Annotated in this window: 20 protein-coding genes and 1 other annotated feature; of the genes, 1 reads left to right on the top strand and 19 read right to left on the bottom strand. The window is 48.1% G+C overall.

The window, feature by feature from the left end; all coding sequences use genetic code 11:
• Positions 1 to 7: 7 nt before the first annotated feature.
• The 13 genes from rsmH to BLA28_RS05450 all read right to left on the bottom strand — a co-directional run bounded on the left by rsmH (position 8) and on the right by BLA28_RS05450 (position 14,955).
• A complete protein-coding gene (rsmH, locus tag BLA28_RS05390; RefSeq protein ID WP_069156342.1) occupies positions 8 to 1,063 on the bottom strand; it encodes a 16S rRNA (cytosine(1402)-N(4))-methyltransferase RsmH in 1,056 nt (351 codons plus the stop codon).
• Positions 1,064 to 1,188: 125 nt separating this feature from the next.
• Positions 1,189 to 3,180 (bottom strand): glycoside hydrolase family 31 protein, encoded by a 1,992-nt coding sequence (locus BLA28_RS05395; RefSeq protein WP_069156343.1) that lies wholly within the window; start codon positions 3,178 to 3,180, stop codon positions 1,189 to 1,191.
• 14 nt (positions 3,181 to 3,194) lie between these two features.
• Positions 3,195 to 4,019, bottom strand: a complete 825-nt coding sequence (locus BLA28_RS05400) for a carbohydrate ABC transporter permease (RefSeq protein WP_009256014.1) — start codon at positions 4,017 to 4,019, stop codon at positions 3,195 to 3,197.
• A complete protein-coding gene (locus BLA28_RS05405; protein WP_069156344.1) occupies positions 4,009 to 4,914 on the bottom strand; it encodes a carbohydrate ABC transporter permease in 906 nt (301 codons plus the stop codon). The genes BLA28_RS05400 and BLA28_RS05405 overlap by 11 nt, the downstream gene beginning before the upstream one ends.
• Before the next feature lie 164 nt (positions 4,915 to 5,078).
• A complete protein-coding gene (locus BLA28_RS05410; protein ID WP_069156639.1) occupies positions 5,079 to 6,428 on the bottom strand; it encodes an ABC transporter substrate-binding protein in 1,350 nt (449 codons plus the stop codon).
• A gap of 102 nt (positions 6,429 to 6,530) precedes the next feature.
• Positions 6,531 to 8,522, bottom strand: a complete 1,992-nt coding sequence (locus BLA28_RS05415) for a glycoside hydrolase family 31 protein (protein WP_069156345.1) — start codon at positions 8,520 to 8,522, stop codon at positions 6,531 to 6,533.
• 81 nt (positions 8,523 to 8,603) lie between these two features.
• Complete coding sequence (locus BLA28_RS05420; RefSeq protein WP_069156640.1) at positions 8,604 to 9,638, bottom strand: LacI family DNA-binding transcriptional regulator; 1,035 nt, start codon at positions 9,636 to 9,638, stop codon at positions 8,604 to 8,606.
• Between the two features lie 391 nt (positions 9,639 to 10,029).
• Entirely contained in the window at positions 10,030 to 10,560 is a 531-nt protein-coding gene (locus BLA28_RS05425; protein ID WP_069156346.1) for an FmdE family protein, read from the bottom strand.
• A gap of 11 nt (positions 10,561 to 10,571) precedes the next feature.
• The gene (locus BLA28_RS05430) at positions 10,572 to 11,330 is read right to left on the bottom strand and encodes an ABC transporter ATP-binding protein (RefSeq protein ID WP_069156347.1); all 759 of its coding nucleotides are present in this window, start codon (positions 11,328 to 11,330) and stop codon (positions 10,572 to 10,574) included.
• Positions 11,327 to 12,382, bottom strand: a complete 1,056-nt coding sequence (locus tag BLA28_RS05435) for a FecCD family ABC transporter permease (RefSeq protein WP_069151591.1) — start codon at positions 12,380 to 12,382, stop codon at positions 11,327 to 11,329. The genes BLA28_RS05430 and BLA28_RS05435 overlap by 4 nt, the downstream gene beginning before the upstream one ends.
• The gene (locus tag BLA28_RS05440) at positions 12,351 to 13,529 is read right to left on the bottom strand and encodes an iron ABC transporter substrate-binding protein (protein ID WP_069156348.1); all 1,179 of its coding nucleotides are present in this window, start codon (positions 13,527 to 13,529) and stop codon (positions 12,351 to 12,353) included. The genes BLA28_RS05435 and BLA28_RS05440 overlap by 32 nt, the downstream gene beginning before the upstream one ends.
• Positions 13,530 to 13,574: 45 nt before the next feature.
• Positions 13,575 to 14,384 (bottom strand): class I SAM-dependent methyltransferase, encoded by an 810-nt coding sequence (locus tag BLA28_RS05445; protein WP_069156349.1) that lies wholly within the window; start codon positions 14,382 to 14,384, stop codon positions 13,575 to 13,577.
• Positions 14,385 to 14,769: 385 nt separating this feature from the next.
• On the bottom strand, positions 14,770 to 14,955 hold the full coding sequence (locus BLA28_RS05450; RefSeq protein ID WP_169897188.1) for a hypothetical protein: 186 nt from the start codon (positions 14,953 to 14,955) through the stop codon (positions 14,770 to 14,772).
• Positions 14,956 to 15,312: 357 nt separating this feature from the next.
• On the opposite strand from BLA28_RS05450, the gene BLA28_RS05455 reads away from it, so the two are divergent.
• Positions 15,313 to 16,110: a class I SAM-dependent methyltransferase gene (locus tag BLA28_RS05455; protein WP_069156351.1), complete on the top strand. Its 798-nt coding sequence runs from the start codon at positions 15,313 to 15,315 to the stop codon at positions 16,108 to 16,110.
• A gap of 103 nt (positions 16,111 to 16,213) precedes the next feature.
• On the opposite strand, the gene BLA28_RS05460 is transcribed toward BLA28_RS05455, so the two are convergent.
• The 6 genes from BLA28_RS05460 to proS all read right to left on the bottom strand — a co-directional run bounded on the left by BLA28_RS05460 (position 16,214) and on the right by proS (position 23,152).
• A complete protein-coding gene (locus BLA28_RS05460) occupies positions 16,214 to 17,065 on the bottom strand; it encodes an Rpn family recombination-promoting nuclease/putative transposase (RefSeq protein WP_069156352.1) in 852 nt (283 codons plus the stop codon).
• A 303-nt stretch (positions 17,066 to 17,368) separates the two neighbouring features.
• A complete protein-coding gene (locus BLA28_RS05465; RefSeq protein WP_069156353.1) occupies positions 17,369 to 18,808 on the bottom strand; it encodes a M20/M25/M40 family metallo-hydrolase in 1,440 nt (479 codons plus the stop codon).
• 40 nt (positions 18,809 to 18,848) lie between these two features.
• Positions 18,849 to 19,559: a hypothetical protein gene (locus tag BLA28_RS05470; RefSeq protein ID WP_081329870.1), complete on the bottom strand. Its 711-nt coding sequence runs from the start codon at positions 19,557 to 19,559 to the stop codon at positions 18,849 to 18,851.
• A gap of 13 nt (positions 19,560 to 19,572) precedes the next feature.
• Complete coding sequence (locus BLA28_RS05475; protein WP_069156354.1) at positions 19,573 to 20,313, bottom strand: DUF5058 family protein; 741 nt, start codon at positions 20,311 to 20,313, stop codon at positions 19,573 to 19,575.
• A gap of 82 nt (positions 20,314 to 20,395) precedes the next feature.
• The gene (locus tag BLA28_RS05480) at positions 20,396 to 21,592 is read right to left on the bottom strand and encodes an acetate/propionate family kinase (protein ID WP_044972077.1); all 1,197 of its coding nucleotides are present in this window, start codon (positions 21,590 to 21,592) and stop codon (positions 20,396 to 20,398) included.
• 129 nt (positions 21,593 to 21,721) lie between these two features.
• The gene (proS, locus tag BLA28_RS05485) at positions 21,722 to 23,152 is read right to left on the bottom strand and encodes a proline--tRNA ligase (protein ID WP_069156641.1); all 1,431 of its coding nucleotides are present in this window, start codon (positions 23,150 to 23,152) and stop codon (positions 21,722 to 21,724) included.
• A 90-nt stretch (positions 23,153 to 23,242) separates the two neighbouring features.
• Positions 23,243 to 23,468: a binding site (T-box leader), on the bottom strand.
• Between the last annotated feature and the right edge of the window lie 114 nt (positions 23,469 to 23,582).

Here is a 23,582-nt window from a genome sequence, read left to right on the forward strand (position 1 = left end):
GAAGGAGCTATTCCTCCGCCCGGATCGCCCATCGCATCTTCGTGGAACGGGCGCGGCTGTTTCTGCTGCATTCCTCTGCGGAAGGCCGGATGACCTCATTGGAAATCTCACGGTAAAGTCCTTCTTTATAAAACTGCTTAAAGCTTTTCTTCACAATACGGTCTTCTCCGGAATGAAAGGTCAGAATAGCCACACGGCCATCAGGCGCCAACACCTGGGGCAGCTTTTCCATAAAGGAATACAGCGCCTCAAATTCGTTATTCACATCGATTCTCAATGCCTGGAAGGTTCTCTGACAGGACTTCTTGACCGCCTCCCTGCGCTCCGCAGCCGGAAGAAAAGCGAGAGCATCCTCTATTACCTGGCGCAGCTCCCCTGTGGTATCAATGGTTTTTCCCCTCTTCAGCCTGGTAACCGCCTCCCTGGAAATCTCTCCGGCATAAGGCTCATCGGCATTTTCAAGCAGCATGCCCTGCAGCTCCTCCTGCGTGATATTCTTAAGCCTCTCTGCGGCGCTGATCCCCTTTTCCGGGTTCATCCGCAAATCCAGCGGCCCTTCTGTTTTATAAGAAAAGCCTCTGTCCGGATTATCTATCTGCATCGAAGAAACCCCCAGATCCGCCAGCACGAAATCAAACAGCCCCGCCTCCTCCGACACCCGGTCGATATCGGCAAAATTCTGCAGCCGGATCGAAAGGATGTCCTCTCCGAAGCCCAGCTTTTCAAGCCTCTCCTTTGTTTTGGCGGATTCTATCGGATCCACGTCCAGTGCATACAGATGCCCCCGGGAATCCAGGCATTTCAGCATTTCCTGGGTATGCCCGCCGTAACCCAGGGTGGCATCCAGGCCTGTCTGCCCCGGCTTAATCTGAAGAAATTCCAGGATTTCACTGACACAGATGGAAATATGCATCCCCGCAGGCGTGCTTCCCTTTTGTATGACCCGTGATACGGTATCCGCGTATTTTTCCGGATTAAGTTCTTTATATTTTTCTTTATAGCTCTTAGGATAGGCGCCGGAATAACGGACACGGCGTTTATGCTTCTTTTCCTGATTTTCCATGGTTGTCACCTCCGCTTACTTTCCTCTTACTATAACAACTAATTTTCCGGCAGGCAACTAAAAACACCAAAATACCGGGCGCGGTGGACATGAGTCCGCCATAACCCGGTATTTTTACCATCCTTTTATTTCAATACAATCTTTCTCAGGTTTTCCTCCAGGATTACATGAGGGCTGACGCCGTCATCATCATATAGCTCATAGGAATCGCCTTTCTCTGCAAAGCCATAAAGCTTCAGCTGGTTCCAGTCCACCTGCTCCACGTTTTCTCCTCCTGAAGCCAGCGGAAGAAGGCAGCCTTTCCGGATGAACAGAACCACCTCTTCCAGCGGGATTTCCAGGAAATGATGACCGGCAGGCAGCACTCTTTCCTCCGTCACCTCCTGCCCGTGAAAACGCAGAAGCTTCATTTCTTCAGGCAGATATACCGTCCTGCCCACGGCATTCTGTTCACATACCGGGGCTATCATAATACTCTCCCCTATCAGAAGCTGATCCTCCACCCGGCGCGCGATCCGATCCTCCGGCCAGACAAAGCCGAGAGGCCTTGCGTACATTTCATTTTTCAGCGCCGCTTTCATAAATTCGCTGTAGAGATAGGGAAGGAGCCGGTAACGCAGCCCGATAATCCCGCGGAAGGCTTCTATATCCTCAAAAGCATAGGCCTCCTGCCTGCGGGTCCCTCTGGCGGAATGATCCCTCATCAAAGGCATAAAGATACCGAGCGCCATCCATCTCAGCACCAGATCCTGCGTGGCATCTGCACCAAAGCCCCCGATATCGGCCCCTGAATACAAAAATCCGCACATATTCAGGGAAGGCATCATTTTCAGGTTTAACAGGATATGGGACCACCAGGATTTATTATCCCCCGTCCATATGCCGCCGTACCGGTGCATTCCTATATAGGAAGCCCTGGAAAACATCAGAATCCTTTTATCCGGCTCCAGCCGTTCAAAAGCCTCCCCTGCGGAACGGGTCATAAAATAGCCGAACAGGTTATGTACCTTATCATGGCGGATCCTTTTTCCCTTATAGGTATGGTAAAAGCTTCTGTAATCCTCCGGATTCTTGGAAATGGTGGAAACCAGATCCTGGAATTCAAAAAAGGTATTCACATCGAGGTTCATCTTACGGTATTCTTCCAGCTTTTCGAATACCTTCTTCAGACGTTTTTCGGAATAGAAGATAGCCGGTTCATTCATATCGTTCCAGAAGCCTTCGATTCCCTTGTCCAGCAGGAATTTATACTTATCCCCAAACCAGGCCCGTGCTTTCTCGTCCAGCATATCAGGAAAATGGCATTTGCCGGGCCATACTCCCACCACGAAATCGTCTCCGCCCTCATCCTTGCAGAAAAATCCGTTTTTTACCCCTTCTTCATAGACCTCATAGCCATCCTCTATCTTGACGCCGCCGTCGATAATGGGAACCAGATGAATTCCCTGCTGTTTCATATCCTCAACAAGCTGCTCAAAATCGGGAAAGGCCTCCCTGTCGATGGTGAAGTCCTTGTACCGTTCCATATAATCGATGTCAAGGTAAATGCTGTCCAGGGGAATATGGTTTTCCCGGTACCGGGCGGCAACCTGCCTCACTTCCTCCGAAGATGCATAGCTCCACCGGCTCTGCCCGAATCCAAAAGCCCATTTAGGCGGAAGATAGCTCGGGCCAATCAGTTCCCGGAACCAGGTTATGATGTCATCAGGCGTGCCCCCGTCAATGATATACAGCTCATAATCCCCGTCCTCCAGGGTAATTTTCAGCTGGCTGCTGTTCGTATATCCGATATCAAAAACCACCTTGCCCGGCGTATCAAGAAACAGGCCGAACTGCTTTTCCCCGGAAACAAGGATGAAATTATGCGCCCCATAAAGGGATTTGGTTTCTTCCAGATGGACAGGATCATCCGTACAATTGCTCTCATAGATCCAGCCCCGCTTATTCATGCCGCGCACATTTTCTCCCAGGCCGTACACGATATCCTCTTCGTCCATTTTATATATAAGGGCATTCTCACATTTCCCCAGATAAGGGGGCTTATCCCGGCATGCCGCCGGTTTATTCAGGACAGCGTCTGTCTCAAGCGGTGTACCGAACACATATCTTTTTATCATAAAAATCTCCTTTATCAGCCTTTGATTCCGCCTGCCATCACGCCCTGTTTGAAATTTTTCTGAGCGCAGGCATAAACGATGATGATGGGAAGCATGGAAATCAGGCTGCCCGCCATAAGCACATTATACTCTGTCCCATATTGGCCGTTCAGATTGTTAAGCGCCAGCGTCAGCGTCATCTTATTTTTATCCGTCAGCATCAGCAGAGGCCACAGATAATCGTTCCAGCTTTCCATGAAAGTGGTTATGGTCAGTGTGGCGATGGAAGAGCCGCACAGGGGAAGAATGACCACCCGGAAGATCCGGAACATCCCCGCGCCGTCGATCCGGGCCGCTTCCATAAAATCATTGGGTATGGATCGCATTTGCTGCACCAGCATAAAAATACCGAATACCCGGAAAAGAGACGGCAGAATCACACTGGGGTAGGTATTGATCAGGCCGAGCTTATTCATGATCACAAACAGCGGGATCAGCGTCACCTGGGTCGGTATCATCATGGAGGCCAGATACAGCTTCAGCAGGCCGTCCGCTCCGGGAAACCGGATTTTGGTAAAGGCAAACGCCGCCATGGAGGCCGACAAAATGGTAATGAGCGTATAGCTTGTGGTGATGAAGAAGCTGTTGAAAATAGCCCTGAGAAACGGGAATTTTGAAAACACCTTCCGGTAGGCATCCATCGTGGGATTTTCCGGGATCCAACGGATCGGGATTTCCATCAGGGCGCCCTTGCTTTTCAGGGAAGTGGAAAGCATCCACAAAAAGGGAACCATCACGATCACCGCAAGCAGGCAGGATATCAGGTAAAAGCGGAAAGCCCGCCAGAATTTATGATTCATAATGCACCCATCCTTTCTGCAGCTTCATCTGCACGCCGGTCAGGATAAAAATAATGATGAACAAAAGCCAGGAATATGCCGATGCATAGCCCATCTTAAAGTACTTAAAGCCATATGTATAAATCCGTTCCACCATAACCTGGGTCGCCCCGTTCGGCCCGCCTTCCGTCATGATCATAACCTGAGGGAAAAGCTGGAAGGCATTGATCAGGGACATAATCAGGCAGAAAAAGATAGATGGTGTCAGAAGCGGAAGGGTTATCCTGAAAAACTGCTTGCTTTTTCCTGCGCCGTCCACTCTCGCCGCTTCATAGTACCCTACATCAATCGCTTTCAGCCCGGAGAGCAGAAACAGTCCGAAAAATCCCATGTCCTTCCATACCGAAGCCAGCACAATAGCCGGCATGGCCCACACTTCACTCGTAAGCCAGCTCGGTCCCTTAATGCCGACAAACGAAAGAAGCTGGTTAAAGATCCCGTACTGAGGGCTTAACACCCATTTCCAAATCAGGCTCGCCGCAACCCAGGAGGTCAGAACCGGGATATAATACATGATACGGAACACAGTGATTCCCTTCATGCTTTTGTTTAAGATAACAGCGACTCCAAGGGCCGCCACAAAAACGAGAGGAATGTAAAGGACGATATAATACAGCGTATGCCCCAGAACCTTCCAGAACTCTGCCGTAGTCAGGATTTTTATATAATTGTCAATGCCGATAAAATGTCCGGACAGGGTTTTCCAGTTCAGCGCATCCAGCCCGTTCCAGTCGGTCAGGCTGATAATAATGGAAATAAGAATGGGAAGCAGGCTGAACACTATCATGCCCACAAAGCTGGGAAGCATGAAAGGAACCGACTGCAGAAGATCCTTAATCCTTCTTTTTTTCTTCATAATAGTTTATCCCCACCGCAGGGCTTTCCCTGCACTTTTTTGGCTGCGGCGGCCTTTTTGCACCCTGTCCTCTGCCGGACCGTCAGACTGCCTGCAGCGGTTCAGACATACCTGAACCGCTGACGCCGCCGCACATTTTACTTGCTTTTAGCTGAGACTATTTTTTACTTAAGGGTAATCTGTGCTTCACATTCGCTCTGAGCCTGATCCAGCGCATCCTTCACTGTTATTTTCCCGGAGGCTGCCATAGTGAGCTTATCCGTTATAATATCGGCCATCAGAGAATAATCTTCAATAATAGGAGCTACCACCAGATAATTCAGGGAATCAAATACGGCCTGACGGTTCTCGGGAGGCGTGATGGCAAGATATCCTGAAAGCACTTCCTGGTTATTAACAGCAGGAAGATCCCAGCCTGCATCAATTCTCATCTGTGCGGATTTATCGCTGGATGCAAGCCAGTTGATCCAGGTTGCAGCCGCTTCTTTTTTGTCACTCTTCGCATTCACTACAAGGGCGTTGCTGAAGAAATGGGTCGCTTTCTGTGTTCCGCCGGGTTCCACACAGATGTCCCATGCGAAGTCACAGCCGTCGGTAAAGGTTGCAAATGCCCAGATTCCGGTAGGAATCATGCCGAGACGCCCGCTCTGGAACAAATCCCAGTCGCCCATGCCGCCCATCTGCTCCTCGTTCGGCTGTACATTCGTCTCCGTCACCTTATTGATCATCATTTCCGCCGCTGTCAGGTTTTCCGGGGAATTGATGGTAAAAGCTGTCTTATCTTCATTTAAAATGCTTCCGCCGTACTGCGCGGCTACCTTAAAGAATTCATTGAAGGTAATGGGCTGGTAAATGCCGTATGTATTTTCATCCAGCGCCCTGATCGCTCCCGCCGCTTTCAGCGCATCATCCCAGGTCCAGTCGTCGTTAGGATATTCAATCTGAGCCTGATCAAACAGATCCTTATTATAAATCAATACTACATTGGAAAAGTTTCCGGGTACACCGTACTGTTTGCCGTCCACGTTGAATGCACTCAGCGCCGTTTCATCATAACCGGAGGTATCGATGCCGGTCAACTCGGCCAGCGCGCCTTTATTGGCATAAGCCGCGAAGTTTTCAATATTCAGCTCATAACAGTCCGGAGCCGTCCCGCCGGCCACACGGGTCTGCATCTGGGTAAAATAATCATCATAGCCAATGGTTTCGATATTTACCGTGATATTGGGATATTCCTCATGAAAAGCTTCATACATCTTCTGAAGTGTTTCCTCATTGCTCCCGGAGGCATTAAAATTGGCATAGGTGATGGTCACCGCCTCTTGGTTATCCCCCTGTGCGGAAATATCCACGGTTTCCGCTGCCGCTGTCCCTGTTTCCCCCGCTTTTGAAGCTGTTTCCTGAGGCGCCTGGCTTTCCGTTGCGGCTGCAGACGAACCGCACCCTGCCATTGATGCGACCATCGCCGCACTCATCATAACCGCCAGTAATTTTTTCAGGTTTCCTTTTTTCATTTTTTTCTCCCTTCTGCGCATTATTTGGCGCAAATCATTTTTGCCCGAAAGCATATATTTTTTGTTTAACCGGTTAACCTCTCAAAAAAAAATTGAATTACCCTATCCGGTGACAAACTCCCATGTGATATGCAGGCCTTCCGTGCCCTCCAGCTCCACTTTTGTTTTATTCCACCGGATCCTTGCCTCATGTTCCTCATCCCAAAATCTCTCGGCGCCTGTCTCCCCTGCCAGAAGGAAATGCAGATCCTCACATTTTCCTGTTCCATTTCCGGTATCGGCATCCAGGCCTTCCCTCGCAGGGCCCTTTAATGCAAGCCCGTGACCAGCTCTTAAGTAAACAGGGAACCGTTCTTCGCCATCCGATTCTATATGTCTTCCGCCCTCATACTTTTTACGGGAAAATAATCCGTACCAGCTGCCTTCCGGAAGCCACAGGCTCCTTATTCTCTGATTTTCCTGCAGCAGCGGGGCCGCCAGCAGGCTGTTTCCAAGCATATATTCGTCTTCCGCCCTTACCGCCTCCGGATCCTGCTGCCAGTCATAAACAAGAGGCCTCATCATCGGCCGGTACTCCCTGCAGCACTGAAGCGCCGTACTGTACAGATAGGGAAGAAGATTTATCCTGAGCCTGTGCCAGAACCTCATTTCATCGATGAATGCAGGATAATTCCAGGCCTTTGCTATATTCCAGGGACTTCGCTCATTATTTCCGTCCATCCCCGGCATCAGCTCTTTAAACTGTCCCCCGTCCGGCTCCGAATGCCACTGCATCACCGGCACAAAGCAGGCAAGCTGTGTCGCACGCCGGTACAAATCAGGCGAAGGCAGAGGCCCGGCAAACCCGGCGATATCAAAGCTCCAGAAAGGGATACCCGTCATGGCCGCCGACAATCCTGCCTGAAGGACACTGTACAGCTCCCCGTTTTCCGACTGCTGGTCGCCTCCCCAGTGTATGGGTGTTCTGTGGGCTCCTGCAAATCCCGCTCTGGAAAAAAGTACATTTTCTTCTTTCAGGAATTGGGTATACGCGCCTGTATAAGTCTGTGCATAATTATTTTTAGCCTCCGCACCGGTCATGCCGCCGGAAAACAGCAGATCGCTTTCATAGATAAACTCCCCGCCGTCCGTTTTAAATCCGTCTACCCCCATATCCAGCAGATACTGCCGTTTGCCAAACCAGTCCTTTTTCGTCTCCGGATTGGTAAAATCAGGTATCATGGAACCGGCAAACCAGTTCCCTTCCGGAATCCGGTAGGGGCTTCCGTCTTCCTTTCTCACACAAAACGCTTTCCGGACCGCATTTTCCCTGTCAAGCTCCAGCTGTCTGCAGACACGTTCGTCCATTCCCTGCTTTTTATAGACCGGAATCTGCCAGAGAACCAGCCGGATATCCTTTTCATGCAGTTTTCGGATCATGGATTCGGGATCCGGCCAGTAAGGGCTTTTGGAAAAATCAAACTCTTCACAGGTATGTACCCCTCCATCCGGCTTCGGCTCATATTCCGCACCGTTCCAGATATAAAATGTGGCCTCATCGCTCCACGCCTCCAGCACCATCACGCTGGCCGGGAACCCGTATTCCTCAAGCTCCCTCAGCTGCTCCTCCACCGCCTTCCGGCTGTTCCAGTGGTTCGCGGAAATCCAGATTCCAAAGCTGTATTTTGGGGGAAGCAGCGCCGGTCCGAAAATCTTCATATATGCGGCGATTATCTCTTCTATCGTGCCCGTAAATACATGTACCGCCGCTTCGGCAGGTATTTCACATTCGATTGTCTCCCGGAAACGGAATTCTGTTTTTTCCGCCGTTTCCACATAAATTCCCAATCCTGTATCCGTCACAAAAAACGGGGCTGCCAGATACGTGTTCTCACCCTGCCGGCAGAATTTTTCCACCACCTGGTTTACCGCAGTTTTTCCTTTTTGATTCAGCCCGTTATATTTTTCTCCCATACCGTAAGCGCCCGCATAGGGAACGTCAATGTACAGGATATCCGACTCACCGGCATTTTCCCTGCGAAGCACGGCCTGCCCGCCCTTTTCCGGCGCTGCATGATACATACAGGGGGCCGAGCCCATTATCCTTTCTTCCATACACACATCTCCATCATTTGCTGTATATTTACCTGTTGGTTTCCATTTTCCCGGCTTTTTCCGTTTCTTCCGGAAAGCGGTTTATTCCCTATCCGGATCGATACGCTTTACGCTGGCCCGTTCCACCAGCCGTACCGGAAGAATTTCTTCCACCTTCGCCATGTTGGGATCCGCCATATTCTGCACCAGCATGTTTACTGCCCGTTCTCCCTTCAGGGAAATCTGCTGCTTTATTGTGGTGAGCCCCGGAGTGAGATAGGCGGAAATATCCAGGTCGTCAAATCCTATAATGGAAATATCCTCCGGCACCCGGATCCCTTCCTCATAAAACCCTTTCATCAGACCGATTGCAAAAATATCGGCCGCAGCGACCACCGCGGTAACATCCACCTTCTCGCGGGAAATCCGCTCCGCAATATTGACGCCGCTGTCATAATCTACGTTCCCTTCAAACAGATATTCCTCCCGGTACGGAATTCCGTAATCAGCCAGCGCTCTCTGATACCCGCTGAAACGCTTCTTCATGACTCCATTTTCATGCAGGATACCGGAAACCAGCCCCACTCTCCTGTGTCCTGCATCCAGCACATATTTCGTGGCCAGATAAGAGCTCTTTTCATCATCAATGCGGATCGCATGGAACCAGTCATACTTACAGTAGCTGTCTACCAGGACCACCGGCACATCCAGCTGCTTCAGCTGGCTTAAAAATTTATTCTGGTAGGTTCCTATAATGATGACCCCGTCCAGGTTGCGTTCCCTGATCAAATCCAGATAATCCTCCGTCACGTCTGTGGCAGATATCAGAACATGATAGCCATTCTGCCTGGCATGGAATTCAATGCTCCCTAATATTTCACTGTAGAAATTGTTTCGGAACATCAGGGTGCTTCCCGGTTCTGTCTGGGGAACCACAACTCCGATCAGCTTCGTGTCCTTCAGGGACAGTCCCCTTGCATTCAAATCCGGAACGTATTCCATCTGGCGGATTACATCAAGAACTGCATTTTTCGTCTGTTCCGATACTTTTTTCTTTCCGTTGAGTACATAAGACACGGTAGCCGCGGACACACCTGCGGCGGCGGCCACATCCCGGATCGTTGCTTTTTCCTTCATAAATGCTTCCCCTTGGGCCTTATTTTTAAAAAGGCTCCTGATTTTCATATCTCTTTTTGAACCGGTTTACCTTTTGGTTAACCGGTTAACTCAATTATATAGCAATCATGCGCAATTTGTCAATATTTTTATCTCATTTTATTTAATTATATAAGATATGTCTAATTAAAGCTGTTCTGAGCAGTGGAAAATGACCAGAAAATCCTTTTTGCACCGTAGGATTTATGAGGGCTGAGAAACGAAAACGATAGGGCGGCCGGGTATAACAATTAAAAACCTATTTCTTACAGAATTCCCAAAACAGGCAAAATCCCCGGATACCTTATCAGTATCAGGGGATTTTTTTAGTTACCTATCCTTTTGTTCGGTGAAATTATAAATGTGAGGATGCTTACACATGAAAGCGATCGTATTTCGTATAACAGTCAATGCATACCTTTTTATCCCCGAGAAGCCGGATCCAGTTTGCACCTGCGGTCTCTTTGCAGCAGTCACATTCATAAGAAGCAAAAATCCGCGCCGGTTCCGGTAATGTAATTTTTGTCTCCTTCACATCAAACATATCTTTTGGCTCCAGGCTTTGATAATACCCGAAAGACTCTTCCCGAGTCATGGAATCGGGTTTCTTTTTCAGTACAAGACGCACGGATTTCCCTGCCGCCCTGTTATAGAAGGAAAAGGCCTGCTTCCCGGTCATGTGAAACAAAAGGGTTCCCTTTCCAATGCTGCATCCAAGAATCACCTGAATGGCATCAATCCCGCAGGCATCATTTTCCGAAATACACACCACCTCTTCATCAGATGAAAAAGTCAGTTCCAACAAATCGGCCGCATACAGTGCCGCCTTATAGCCAATCGTCAGGCCGCCGCATTCATGGCCGTGAAAGGCAACGCATTTTTCCCACAATTCTTTCTTATCCATTTTATTCTCTCCTAATCATCCACTAATACCGTATAATGTCCGCCGACTTCCACAATCTTCGCGCTGACGTCATAAACCGCCTTCAGCGCCTCCGAATCCAATACCGACAAGTCCCCGTATTTGTAAACCTGCCCCTTCCGCATCAGCAGAAACCGATCACAAAAACGCAAAGCCAAATTGATATCATGTATAACTATGATAGCTGAAATGCCGTCGGCATGGCAAATATCCCGTACTATCTGCAGTACCTGGTATTGATTGCGGATATCCAGGCTGCTGGTAGGCTCGTCAAGCAGGAGCACTTTTGGCTGCTGGGCAAGCGCCCTCGCCAGCATCACCTTCTGCCGTTCTCCTCCGCTGAGCTGATTCAGGAAACGTCCCTGTATATCTCCCACCAGGTTCAGCCGCTCCATAACCTCGTGCACAATAGCGTGATCCGCCTCCGTGAACCCCCAGCGCATGTAGGGCTTACGTCCCAGCATTACCACATCATGTACCGTCATTTGTGTGCTCGGGACATTCTGCGAAACAAATGCAACCCTTTTCGCCACCTCCAGAATGGGCATGGCCAGAAGATCCTCTCCATCCAGCATCACTTTCCCCGAATCCGCCGAAAGGATATGATTGAAACATTTGAGCAGCGTACTTTTTCCCACACCGTTATTGCCCAGGACAGCAAGGAATTCTCCCCCATTCATCTGAAAGCTGACATTCTGAAGCGTATCCGGATAACCCCGGTAATGATAACAGATTTTTTCCACACTTATCATTCCCGTTTGCCCTCCTTAAACAGAAGATACAGGAACAAAGGCCCTCCCAGGAATGAGGTGATTGCTCCGATCGGCAGAATGACCGGACTGATGACCACTCTGGCAAACAAATCACTCAGTAGCAGAATTGTGGCGCCGGTCAAAATGGATCCGGGGATGACGTATATATGATTATTCCCCACCACCATACGGACAATATGCGGCGCGACCAGCCCGATAAAGCTGATAAGCCCTACGTTCGCTACGATCACCGAAGTAGTAAGGCAGCACAGCACCATATTCACAAGAATCAGCCGGCGGACATTTATTCCAAGACTCACAGCTGTTTCACTGCCGCTTAGGAGGGCATTGTAATCCCAGCGGTGAAAACAGCAGTAAACAATTAAAGCTGCTACAACAATTCCCATTCCGCCGAGATCATCCCATCCCGTGCTTCCCAAATTGCCAAAAGTCCAGTACACCAGCGTAGCAAGCTGCACTTCATCGGCAAAGTATTGGATCAGCGTAGTCGCCCCGGTAAACATGGCGCTGATGGCAACCCCTGAAAGGACAATACCTTCCGGAGAAATATTCCGGAAACGGGAAAGCCCCAGAATGGTCAGCGCCACCAGAATGGAACCCACAAAAGCACACACCGGTACGCCCAGCCCCATTGTATTTCCCATACCAAAGACAACAATCGCAACCGCGGCGCCGAAGCTTGCTCCTTGTGAAACGCCAAGCGTCGATGCGGAAGCCAGCGGATTCCGCAAAATAGCCTGTAAAATACAGCCGGCCAGCCCCAACCCGGCACCCGCGATAATTGCAGTGCAGATCCGCGGCAGTCTGTTATTGCGAACCACAAGATTGATTTTATCATCCCCGGATAATCCGAAAATTCCCTTGATTAATTCGTTAAGCGGCGTAGCATAGGAACCGGCCCTTAACGCCAAAAGACTTGTGAGCACCAAAATGACAGCCATCAGCACCAGAAAGCAGATACTTTTTATCTGGTTTTGCTGGTAAACGGTTTTGGGCTGCTTATTCGCCGATTGTAATTTGGCGGAATTCATAACCGGCCTCCTTCAAATCTTCATAAGGGTTAGTCCCCAACAATGCAGTGAAAATTTCTCCCGCTTTTTCAACCGGATCAATATCGGAGAACTGTTCCGGATACATTATACATGCCGCATAATAAGCATCCGCCAGAGCCGTTTCCAGATTGGAAGCGGATGAGCGGAAAGAGATCTGAGAATATACCTTACCCTCCTTAACAGCCGTCAGATTCTGGTAGTAATCAGGATTATCTGCATAATCTTCATTAATCAGGCTCATTCCATTGAAATCAAGAAAAATAATTTCAGGATCCCAGGTTAATACCTGTTCCAGATCAATATCAAACGCCCCTGTCTGATCCGTTGTGTTTGCAAGATTGTTCGCATGAATCAGCTCAAAAGGCCCATAATAAGCTTCCGTTCCTTCAAAACCATGTGCGCCCTTAAAAGAAACACCCGCCACATAGACACTGGGCTTGTCCTCTTCGGGAATGTCGGCTGTACGGTCATCCAGATCCTTTTGAATCCCCTTCAGATATGCCGTAAGCTCCTGCGCACGATCTTCCTTTCCATAAAGCTCCCCCATAATACGGATGGTTTCATAAGCATTATCATCCAAAGTCGTATCACTGCCGGAAACCATCACAACAGGGATACCGGATTTCTCCTGCAGATCGTCCGCATCCGCGCTCGCATAGGAGGACATTACAATAACCTGAGGGCCTGCGGTGATGATTTCCTCAATATTGGGTTCCCCATTGGTTCCGGTAACCGGAAGGTCTTTAAACTTATCAAAATTCACATAATTGTACAGCCTGGACATTCCTTCCTTCACTTCATAATCCTCTACGCCAACCACCAAACCGGCGGCATCCATATAACAGCTGTATCTTAACGCGCCGACACCTACACAGACAATGCTTTCGACCCTGGACGGAATTTCCAAATCACGGCCTGTACTGTCGGTAATAATACGAGTTGCCGGCTCTTCCGTACTTTCTGCTTCCGACTCTGCCGCACTGTCGGTACTGAGCTGTTCCGTGAATTCTTCACTCTGCTGTACAGAGCTTCCGCCAGCAGACGCGGACTGATCTGCTTTGCCTGTACAGGCGCATAATGACATGGCCATGACGGATACTACTATCATAGATACTATTTTTTTCATTTTATTCCTCCCTCGATTGCAGGCCCTCCTGCGATGATTTACCAACTACACCTGCCAGTAAACAGCTGCAATTGTGGTATGTGTTGTTTCCTTTATAACGTTATCAATGCTTTCTCTATGTAAAAAATCTTTAATCTGTTCCTTTTGATACGATGACAGCGAATGGGAGGACGAAATCCTTAAAGTATATTCCTCAACTGCATCCTCCGTTTTCCAGCTGTTTTCCCGCTGCTGCTCTTCATACTCTATTTTTGGCTTTTTTCCGTTAAGCCACAGCAATTCAAATGCATACAGAAGAGCCTCGTCCAGGGAATTCGTATCTGCCTCCAGTTCAAGAAGACTGTTCAGCTTGTCCAGTATGGAATTACTGCGTCTGGTCGGCTTTACCATAAGGCACCAATTCCGGCTTGCCTCCGATAATTTAAGAAAAGAATCGGCAGAAACTACCGCCGGAGTCATGTTCGCCAATACCAAATCAAACTTATTCTTCCAGCCAAGAGCCTGTAAATCAATATTCTGCCAGTCCTGAACGCAGAAACAGGCGGAAGAAGCACGGGCGATCCTGCTCTTTTCACATTCCTCGATCATTCGCGGTGAAAAATCAATGCCTGTGACGCAGGCTCCCAGCTGCTCCAATGCAAAGGAAAAACGACCACCTCCGCATCCGACATCCAGCGAGCTCTGCCCACGTTCGATCATTTGCTTCTCTGTGATCAGACGTATAGCCAGACTGCTCTGTGCTGTTGGTATGTCTCTGGACGCAAATGCGCCGGCCTTGCTGTTCCACCAGTCGATGGCAGCCTGCGGATCTTTCATGCCGGGACTCCACCGATCTTTTACTTCCTGTATGGTCATTGCACCCCTCCTTTTATGTACTGCAAGTAAGTGTGCAGCCATGAAATAATATTTCACTTAACGGCTGAAACAATAAAAAAGCTGCTCAGTCTGTACTTCTGACAGACCAAGCAGCCTACATGACTGCAAATAATTTAAGTAAAAAACATAATCGGACAATAATTCTATATGCTGACTTCAGTCAGTGTGACGCGCTTCGTGTGCTTTTTCAATATAGCACTTCCACTTTCTTCTGTCAAGATCCTACAGTATTCACGCGGTGAAGTGTTGAAATCTTGTTTAACCATTATAAACCTTATATATTAGGGAATTTTTTCATTTCAGTTTACTATGGCATTTCAATTTTCTATTGCAGAACTTCGGTTTAACGTATAAATCCTATCTCTTATTTACCGGCCCATTCCTGATACCATTGCCTTACCGTTTCCAGGCTTTCCTCCACAATTTTGGATGTATCCTCCGCCGAGAATCCTCTGTCATACAAATTATGGGCTGTCTGACAGGCTTTGTCTCTTGCTCCATTCTCAAAGCCTTCTTCCCTATCCTTCACTCTTTCTTCCCATGCCTGCATATATCTCACTCCCATCTCTTCAGTGAATTTTTTTACAGATATAATTATAGATTTCCTTATTCCTTTCTGTCCTAGCGCCACAAGCTTTTTTTTATCTGCCGGTAGTAATACTACTGATTTTGTCTGCTTAAGTAAAAATCGTATACAGAGTGCAGCAAATTCATTTTACTTATATATCCTTTATGATATACTTAATATTGAATATAGTTATTCACAATATAACCGTTATTCTATAACTCAATCATACCATAAACAGAATATATATTCTATTGATTATCAATTAAAATGTTCATTTACAAGGTTTATCAAATAAACTGTACACAAATTCTAAGAACACACCTATAAAGTGAGGTAACCATGAATTACACAGAACACAATGCAAAAGCCTGGGATGTCATAGGAGAAGGCAGCTCGGAAGATGGCAGGGCACAATTTACTCAGATGATCAGTCATGAAGATTATCTGCGTGCAAAAGAGGGGCTTCTTCAGGTTTCCCTAACCTCTTCAAAATATGTCCCGGAAAATTGGTTTCCATCCCTTAAAGGAAAAAAGATTCTGGGCCTGGCCTGCGGCGGCGGACAGCAGGGCCCTGTTTTTGCCGCACACGGTGCCGATGTTACTATTATAGATATATCTCCCAGACAGCTGGAAAACGAAAAACTGGCAGCAAAAAGAGAAGGCTATTCCATAACAACATTACTGTGCGACATGGAAAAGACTCTGCCTTTTGATGATAATTCCTTCGATATCATTTTTAATCCTGTATCAAATTGTTATATTGAAAACATTCTGCCGGTATGGAAAGAATGTGCCCGTATTTTGAAAACAGGCGGAATATTAATGATGGGTTATGTTAAAGAAGAGCACTTTATGTTTGAACCGGATTTCAGCAAAGATCAGGCACTTACCACCATATATAAACTTCCTTTTCATTCCCTTCGTGACTTAAGTGAGGAAAAGAAGCAGAAAATGCTTAAGAATCATGAACCACTTCTGTTCAGCCATAGCCTGACAGAACAAATAGGAGGGCTGATAAAGGCCGGATTTCTTATTACCGACCTTTATGAAGACGGAGACGGCGGCGGATTATTTGATCAATATATGAATTCTTATGTAGCTGTCCGGGCAGTAAAAGCACAATTCAGGATGGCCTGATGCCCATTGAAACATAGATGCCGAGTTCTGTGTTCCATCCTTAATGTACAACAAAAATATCCTCAGAACTCCTTTCCGGGTTCCGGGGATATTTTTATGGCTATTATTTACCAGCCCATTCCTGATACCATCGCCTTACCGTTTCCAGGCTTTCCTCCACGATCCCGGACGTATCCTCCGCCGAGAATCCTCTGTCATACAAATTATGGGCTGTCTGACAGGCTTTGTCTCTTGCTCCATCCACGAATCCATCTTCAAAGCCTTCTTCCCTATCTTTCACTTTTTCTTCCCATGCCTGCATATATCTCACTCCCATCTCTTCGCTGGATTTTATTTTGCAGATGTAATTATGGATTTTTCTGATTCTTTCGCTCTCTGACTCACAGGCCTGTTTCCCGTCTGTCTGTTCCGCATACTCCAAAAATTCCACCAGCTCACTGCTCACTTCGTCCCGGTTCTTTCCCTTCGTATTAAGAAAAATACGGACTGCCCCATCCTCAAGAACACACGATAAATCCTCACTGCATCTGGCCTGAAAGGTATATTTATATTTACCAAGTCCAAATATATCATACGGCGTGATCACAATAATGTAAGTTTCGTTCAGCAGGTTAAAGTGAATGGAACCGGGTTCCAGCAGCGAAGAATCCAATAGTGACTGGTAGTATCTGCTGCGTTTCGGCAAATCATACTTAAGCTGCTTCTGCATTTCCGAATTATATATAATCCTGTCCTCATCCATGGAAAAAACGTCCATACGAATGGAACGCAAAAGCGGGCTTGTCCGCAGCTCCTTCTCTGTTTCGTTTTTCGTCAAAAGGGCAATGTCTCTGCCTAAAATAATCTCAAGCACCGCCCGATGTACCTCTTCGTTTTCCATTGCCGCATCAAAGAGAAAGCGGTCCATAAGGGTTAATTCGCCAAGAGGCACCATTTTGGTTTTTCTTTCAGTCATTTAATCTTCTCCTTTATTTTATCATATACACAGGAATTGAATCAATAATCAGAAACGAAAAACAAGCATAGACATCCCCCCTTACCCTTAAAATAAAAATACGGAAACTTATGGGCAGAACTGCCCTGATAAAAAAAGAATTTACAGATAAATTTATCTTAGCATAAACTGCATACATGGGCAACAAAAAAAGACTGAATCCCGTGCACTTTTACACATGGCTTCAGCCCTTTTCCAACAGGTCACCGAATTTGCTCCGCCGACCGTAAATAAATATTTCAAAAGTGCCAAAAGCACTTTGAACTAACTTTCCTTTATTATCTTTTTATAGAAATCCACTCCCATGGGCAGCGCCCCGATGGAAATATTCTCATTCAGCCCATGGATGCTTTCATACTGCTGTTTATTAATATAAAGCGGGGCAAAACGTATGCAGTTATCACATATATCCTTATAATATTTGGCATCGGTACCGCCGGTCATCACGTAAGGGCTGACCCCGATTCCCGGATAAATTTCATGGATGGTTTCTTCCACCTTCCGGAAGGCATCCTCCGCATAATTGACAACCGGACAGGGATAATCCTTGTAAATAACCTCTGTCTCCAGATCGTACTGCTTCGCTTTTTCGCTGATCAGCTCAATGCTTTCATCCGTTGGCTGATGAGGGATAAAACGAAGATTGCCTGTCACATAAGCTTCCTGAGGCAGTACATTCAGGCCATCCGCCCCCTTTGCCATGGTAAAGGCAATTGTGGTATGCAGCATGGCCGCGCCGGCGGGGCTTATAGAAGGCATGAGCTTTTTAAGAAGAGGCTTGAAAAGCCACAGGTTGGCAAATACCATTTTCATCCCAAAATTCATATTAGGGGTTACACGGCGGAACATTTCCAGCACAGTAGGGTTAAATTCACTGGTAAAGGGATCGTGCTTTTCCACATCCGCCATAAATTTACTCAGACGGACAAGAGGTGTATTTTTCCCCGGCGCGCTGGCATGGCCGCCTTTGCCCCTGGCGATAAACTTCAGGTCGCCGTAACCCTTTTCCAGAACCCCCACCATGGCATAGGTCCCTTTCACGCCGCCGATGGGTTCTTCCATAATCATGCCGCCTTCATCTATCAAAAGTGCCAGCTTTACTCCCTGCTCCTTCAGATAAGCAACCGTTGACGGCGCGCCCTCTCCGCTGAATTCCTCCGTACAGCTGCTGGCGATATAGACATCCCTCTCCGGCTGATGGCCTTCCTTTATCAGTTCTTCCACAGCGGTAAAAATGCAAAACAGGCTGGATTTGGTATCCACGGTTCCCCTGCCCCAGAGGTTTCCGTGTCCGTCAATATCACCGCTGAAGGGTTCATGATCCCATTTTCCGTTGGCTTCCACAACATCATGATGGCTCATGAGGAGGATGGGCTCCGCCTTTCCCTTACCGCTCCATTTAAAAAGCAGGCTTCCGTTGAATTCATGCTTCTCACAGGTTTTATGTACCAGAGGAAACAGTTCCTCCAGGATTTCGTGAAATTCATAAAATTTTGTCTTATCGGTATCAAACCGGCTGGATACCGTTTCCTTTCGGATCATTTTTGCCAGAGCTTCTCCGTATTCTCTCGCTCTTTCGTTTTCCTGAAGCTCCACCTTTGCCGTCATGGCCGATGTGGGCTGCAGCATACAGGTTCTCACTATAACTGCTGCTGCAAGCAGAAGTATAAGAATTACAATTGCCAGGATTATATTGCCTGTCATATCTGATTCCCCCTAATATTTTTTATTATAAAAGAAAAGCTTAGAGCTTTCCTTTTTTGAACAGGAAATAGCCAATCAGCAGGGCCATCCCACCCGCCGGAATCATCAAAAGGCTGGTCTGGGAAATAGCCGCCGGCACAAATACACACAGCAGAGTCATGGAAAGAACCGGTACTGCCGCAATCTTGGGGCTCTTCATAAAATACTTTAAGCCCAAAGCGCCGAACAGAGCGGGTACCACGTTGTCAAACGCGGGGATGAGCACCGGATTTTCCAAGACCGGACGCAGCGGAATCATTAATATAACCCCCGCCACAATAACCAGAGTGGTGACAATGGCACTGGTGGCCACGCTGATCGTGGAAATAATTTCATTTTCCGGGGTTCCCACCTTGGTTTTGGCGATATCCCTGGCATTCATGGCACAGGGGATTTTCATGTTCGTCACGTTGCCGGTGATAAAGGCCAGATAGCTGCCGCCGGCTCCCAGCATGGGTGTGTATACCAGGAATTCCACAATCGCTACAGGTATATAAATAATCCCCACCTTGGCGAAACCAATCAGAAAGCCTTTCAGGCTTGGTGTGACGCCGTTTACCGCTCCGATTAAGAAAGGGACTCCTATCAGCAGGATTACACTGACAATGAGCATACATCTTCCTATCCTGTGGATTCCTTTGTTGAAGTCATCCAGAAAAGCCTGCTTAAGGGCTTCGTCTTCCTGCATTCGTTCGATTTTCTTTTCGTCCATTTTCATCCCTCCCTTATACCAGGCTCATGATCACAGCTGCTGCCATGCCTGCCAGCATACTCACCGCCATGCTGAAGTTATCCAGGACCGCCATGCCTTTTTTGTTGGTAAAATATTCGAATACCGCCATAAACGCTGCAGATACCGCGGCAACCGCAAGAGGGACATAGTTTCCGGTACTGGTAAACGTCCCCACGTAGGAACCGATATAAGCGCCGCACAAACCAACAAACATACAGGTTGTGGCATGGTCACCGAAACCGGGCTTGCTGTCGCCCTTCGCTTTAGGGGCCTTCTGGATTTTGCCGAGATACTTTTTAAGGAAGAAAATACAGCAGAACACCCCGCCCAGAATGCCGATGGTCATTACCAGTGAAATGGTTGCAAACGCCGACATACTCATTTCCGACAGCTTCAGACCTGTGAGGCCGATGCTCTGAGCGGCGATTTCCGCCACATTCAATTCATACTGAAGGGCACCAATTACCGAAAGGCGGAGCCAGGAAAAGGGGACCCCCAACGTTCCGCTGAGGGCGATAACGCCCAGCAGGATGCTTATACTGGGCAGGATGGTAAAGGTGGCGCTGGATATAATGGCACGTTTCAGAACTTTTTTGTCCATGCCGATAGCCAGGCCGGCACGATAGCTTTTTATCAGATATACAAAACACATCACTGTAATGAAAAGTAGGACACAGGCTACTATCAGATAAAAAACACCTGAGTTCACACTTGCTATATATTCATTGTTCATATTCACGTTCTCCTGCTGTTTTCTTAATGGGAAAAGGGGCGCCGATTCCGGCACCCCTGCATTTACAGTCGGATCATGCTGCTTATTTCACCAGCCGCACCGTTTCACGGGCAATAGCCAGCTCTTCATTGGTGGGAACCACCATGGTAACCACCGCGCTTCCTTCATCGGAAAGAATGATTTCTTCCCCGCGCACTTTGTTTTTCTCCAAATCAATATTGGTTCCCAGATATCCGATATACTGGGCGATCATCGCGCGTACTTCAGAATTGTTCTCACCCACGCCTGCCGTGAATACGATCACATCCACGCCGTTCATGGCAGCGGCATAAGCGCCGATATATTTGCCCACGCGGTAGGCATATGCCTCCAGCGCATGCTTTGCCTGATCATTCCCGGACTCCGAAGCCTGTACCAGATCGCGGAAATCGCTGGAATACCCGTCAGACAGACCGAGAACGCCGGATTTCTTATTGCAGATATCGATTACCTCAGATGCGCTCAGACCTTCTTTTTCCGCAAGGAAGGAAACAATAGCAGGATCCATGTCCCCGCTTCTGGTTCCCATGATGAGGCCTTCCAGGGGAGTCAGTCCCATGGAGGTATCCACGGATTCCCCGTACTTCACTGCGGAAACAGAAGCGCCGTTGCCCAGATGGCATACGATGATCTTCAAATCCTTTCTGTCCCTGCCCAGGATCCGGGCCGCGCGTTCGGATACAAAATCATGGCTGGTGCCATGGAAGCCGTAGCGTCTGATTTTATATTTTTTGTAATATTCATAAGGAAGGCCGTACAAGTATGCCTTTTCCGGCATGGTCTGATGGAATGCGGTATCGAACACCGCCACCATGGGCACATCCGGCATGATAGCCTGGCAGGATCTGACGCCGATGAGGTTCGCCGGGTTATGCAGCGGAGCCAGGTCATTGCAGTCCTCGATCGCCTGAAGGACCTCTTCGTTAATACATACGGAACCGGAAAAATTCTCCCCTCCATGAACCATACGGTGTCCTACCGCATCAATTTCCTTAAGGGAACGTATCACTCCCACCTTCTCATCGGTAAGCTTTTCTATTACCAGCTTCACCGCTGCAGTGTGATCCGGCATATCCGCTTCCTGCTTCACCTTGTCACCGCCTGCCGGCTGATGGGCGATGTTGCTGCCGTCAATTCCGATTCTTTCACATAAACCTTTTGCCAGTACCTCTTCACTGTCGCTGTCAATCAGCTGATATTTCAGGGAAGAGCTGCCGCAGTTGATAACCAAAACCTTCATACTTATGATACCCTCCTGCTGTTTTCATCCATTTTTTCATACGGATCCGCCAGGAAGGTATATTTTCCTGCCTTATTCCGCATTTCCATAATGGTATTCTATCATACTTTTTCCATGATGTGGGAAAGATTAATAAGCTCTTCCCCAATAAACCATTTTTTTGGCCGGCTTTCCGCAGCATACGCACTTATCGGAAAGCTGTTCCTGCTCGAAAGGCATACAGCGGCTGGTGGCGGCGTATTTTTCTTTGATCATATCCTCGCAGGCCTGGTCGCCGCACCACATGGCTTTTACAAAGCCCGGCTTGGTATTGAGGGTTTCTTCCAGCTGTTCCATGTTTTCCGCCACATAGGTATGGGAATCTCTGTGGGCGCGGGCGCGTTCCAGCATATCCGTCTGAATCTGCTCAAGAAGCTCTCCTGCCTTTGCCTCCAGATCCTCCAGGGCAACCTCGATTTTTTCTCTGGTATCCCTGCGGCAGAGCACACATTTTCCTGCTTCGATGTCCTTGGGGCCGATTTCCACACGGATGGGAATGCCGCGCATTTCCTGTTCGGAGAATTTCCATCCGGGACTCTTGTCGGAATCATCCACTTTCACACGGAAATTACTGAGCCTGTCCTTCAGCTGATAAGCGGTATCCAGAACGCCTTCCTTCTTCTGCTGGATAGGAATGATCACGATCTGGGTAGGAGCCACCTTAGGAGGGAGCACCAGGCCGGAATTGTCTCCGTGAACCATGATGATCGCACCGATAAGACGTGTCGTCATTCCCCAGGAGGTCTGGTAAACATATTTCAGGGTATTGTCCTTATCGGTAAACTGGATACCGAAGGCTTTGGCAAAGCCGTCGCCGAAGTTATGGCTTGTGCCGGACTGCAGTGCCTTTCCGTCATGCATCAGGGCCTCTATCGTATAAGTAGATTCCGCTCCCGCAAATTTCTCTTTATCTGTCTTGCGTCCCCTGATAACAGGCATAGCCAGAACCTGCTCACAGAAATCCGCATACAGGTTCAGCATCTGGATCGTACGCTCCTCCGCTTCTTCCATAGTGGCATGCGCGGTATGTCCTTCCTGCCACAGAAATTCACGGGAACGCAGGAAAGGCCTGGTTTCCTTTTCCCAGCGGACAACGGAACACCACTGGTTGTATACCTTGGGAAGGTCACGGTAAGAATGGATATCATTTTTATAAAAATCACAGAAAAGCGTTTCCGAGGTAGGGCGCACACACAGACGTTCCTGGAGAGGCTGAAGGCCGCCATGGGTTACCCATGCCACCTCAGGGGCAAAGCCTTCCACATGATCCTTTTCCTTCTGAAGAAGGCTTTCCGGTATAAACATGGGAAGATACACATTCTCCACGCCGGTTGCCTTGAATCTCTCGTCCAGCTGCTTCTGGATAAGCTCCCAGATCGCATAGCCCGCAGGCTTTATCACCATACAGCCCTTAACGCTGGTATAGTCAATCAGCTCCGCTTTCTTTACCACATCGGTGTACCATTGAGCGAAATCCTCGTCCATGGAGGTTATTGCCTCCACCAATTTCTTGTCTGCCATTTTTCTTTCTCCTTTTTCCTTCATTGCTTTTTTCAGCAAAAAAACCGCCGTTTTCTGATCCGCCATTCAGGCCTCCTAAAGGAAACCTGTCTGAGGGACCGGAAAACCGGCGGTACCACCCTGATTAACACATCTGCTGATGCGTTCACTTACTTTTCCGTTAACGCCGGAATTACGTTGCACTTATGGAACCGTCACGTTCCTTCGTACAAGGCTCCAAGGCCGGTTGGGCTGCGGCTTCATGAAAACCTCCCACCATCGGTTTTCTCTCTGTGGATGAGACATGCAGCTTACTTTTCCTTTTCTCTGCCTTATCAATATATATGTATTGATATTAGGAAACTTTTTGGGTTTTGTCAACTTATTTTGATAATATCCTCTGCATAAGCGTTACAGTTCAGCCTTCAGCCGCCGTCTGTGCCAGCCCCGC

The sequence above is a fragment of the Eisenbergiella tayi genome (assembly GCF_001881565.1).
In the GTDB taxonomy this organism is placed as follows: Bacteria; Bacillota; Clostridia; order Lachnospirales; family Lachnospiraceae; genus Eisenbergiella; species Eisenbergiella tayi.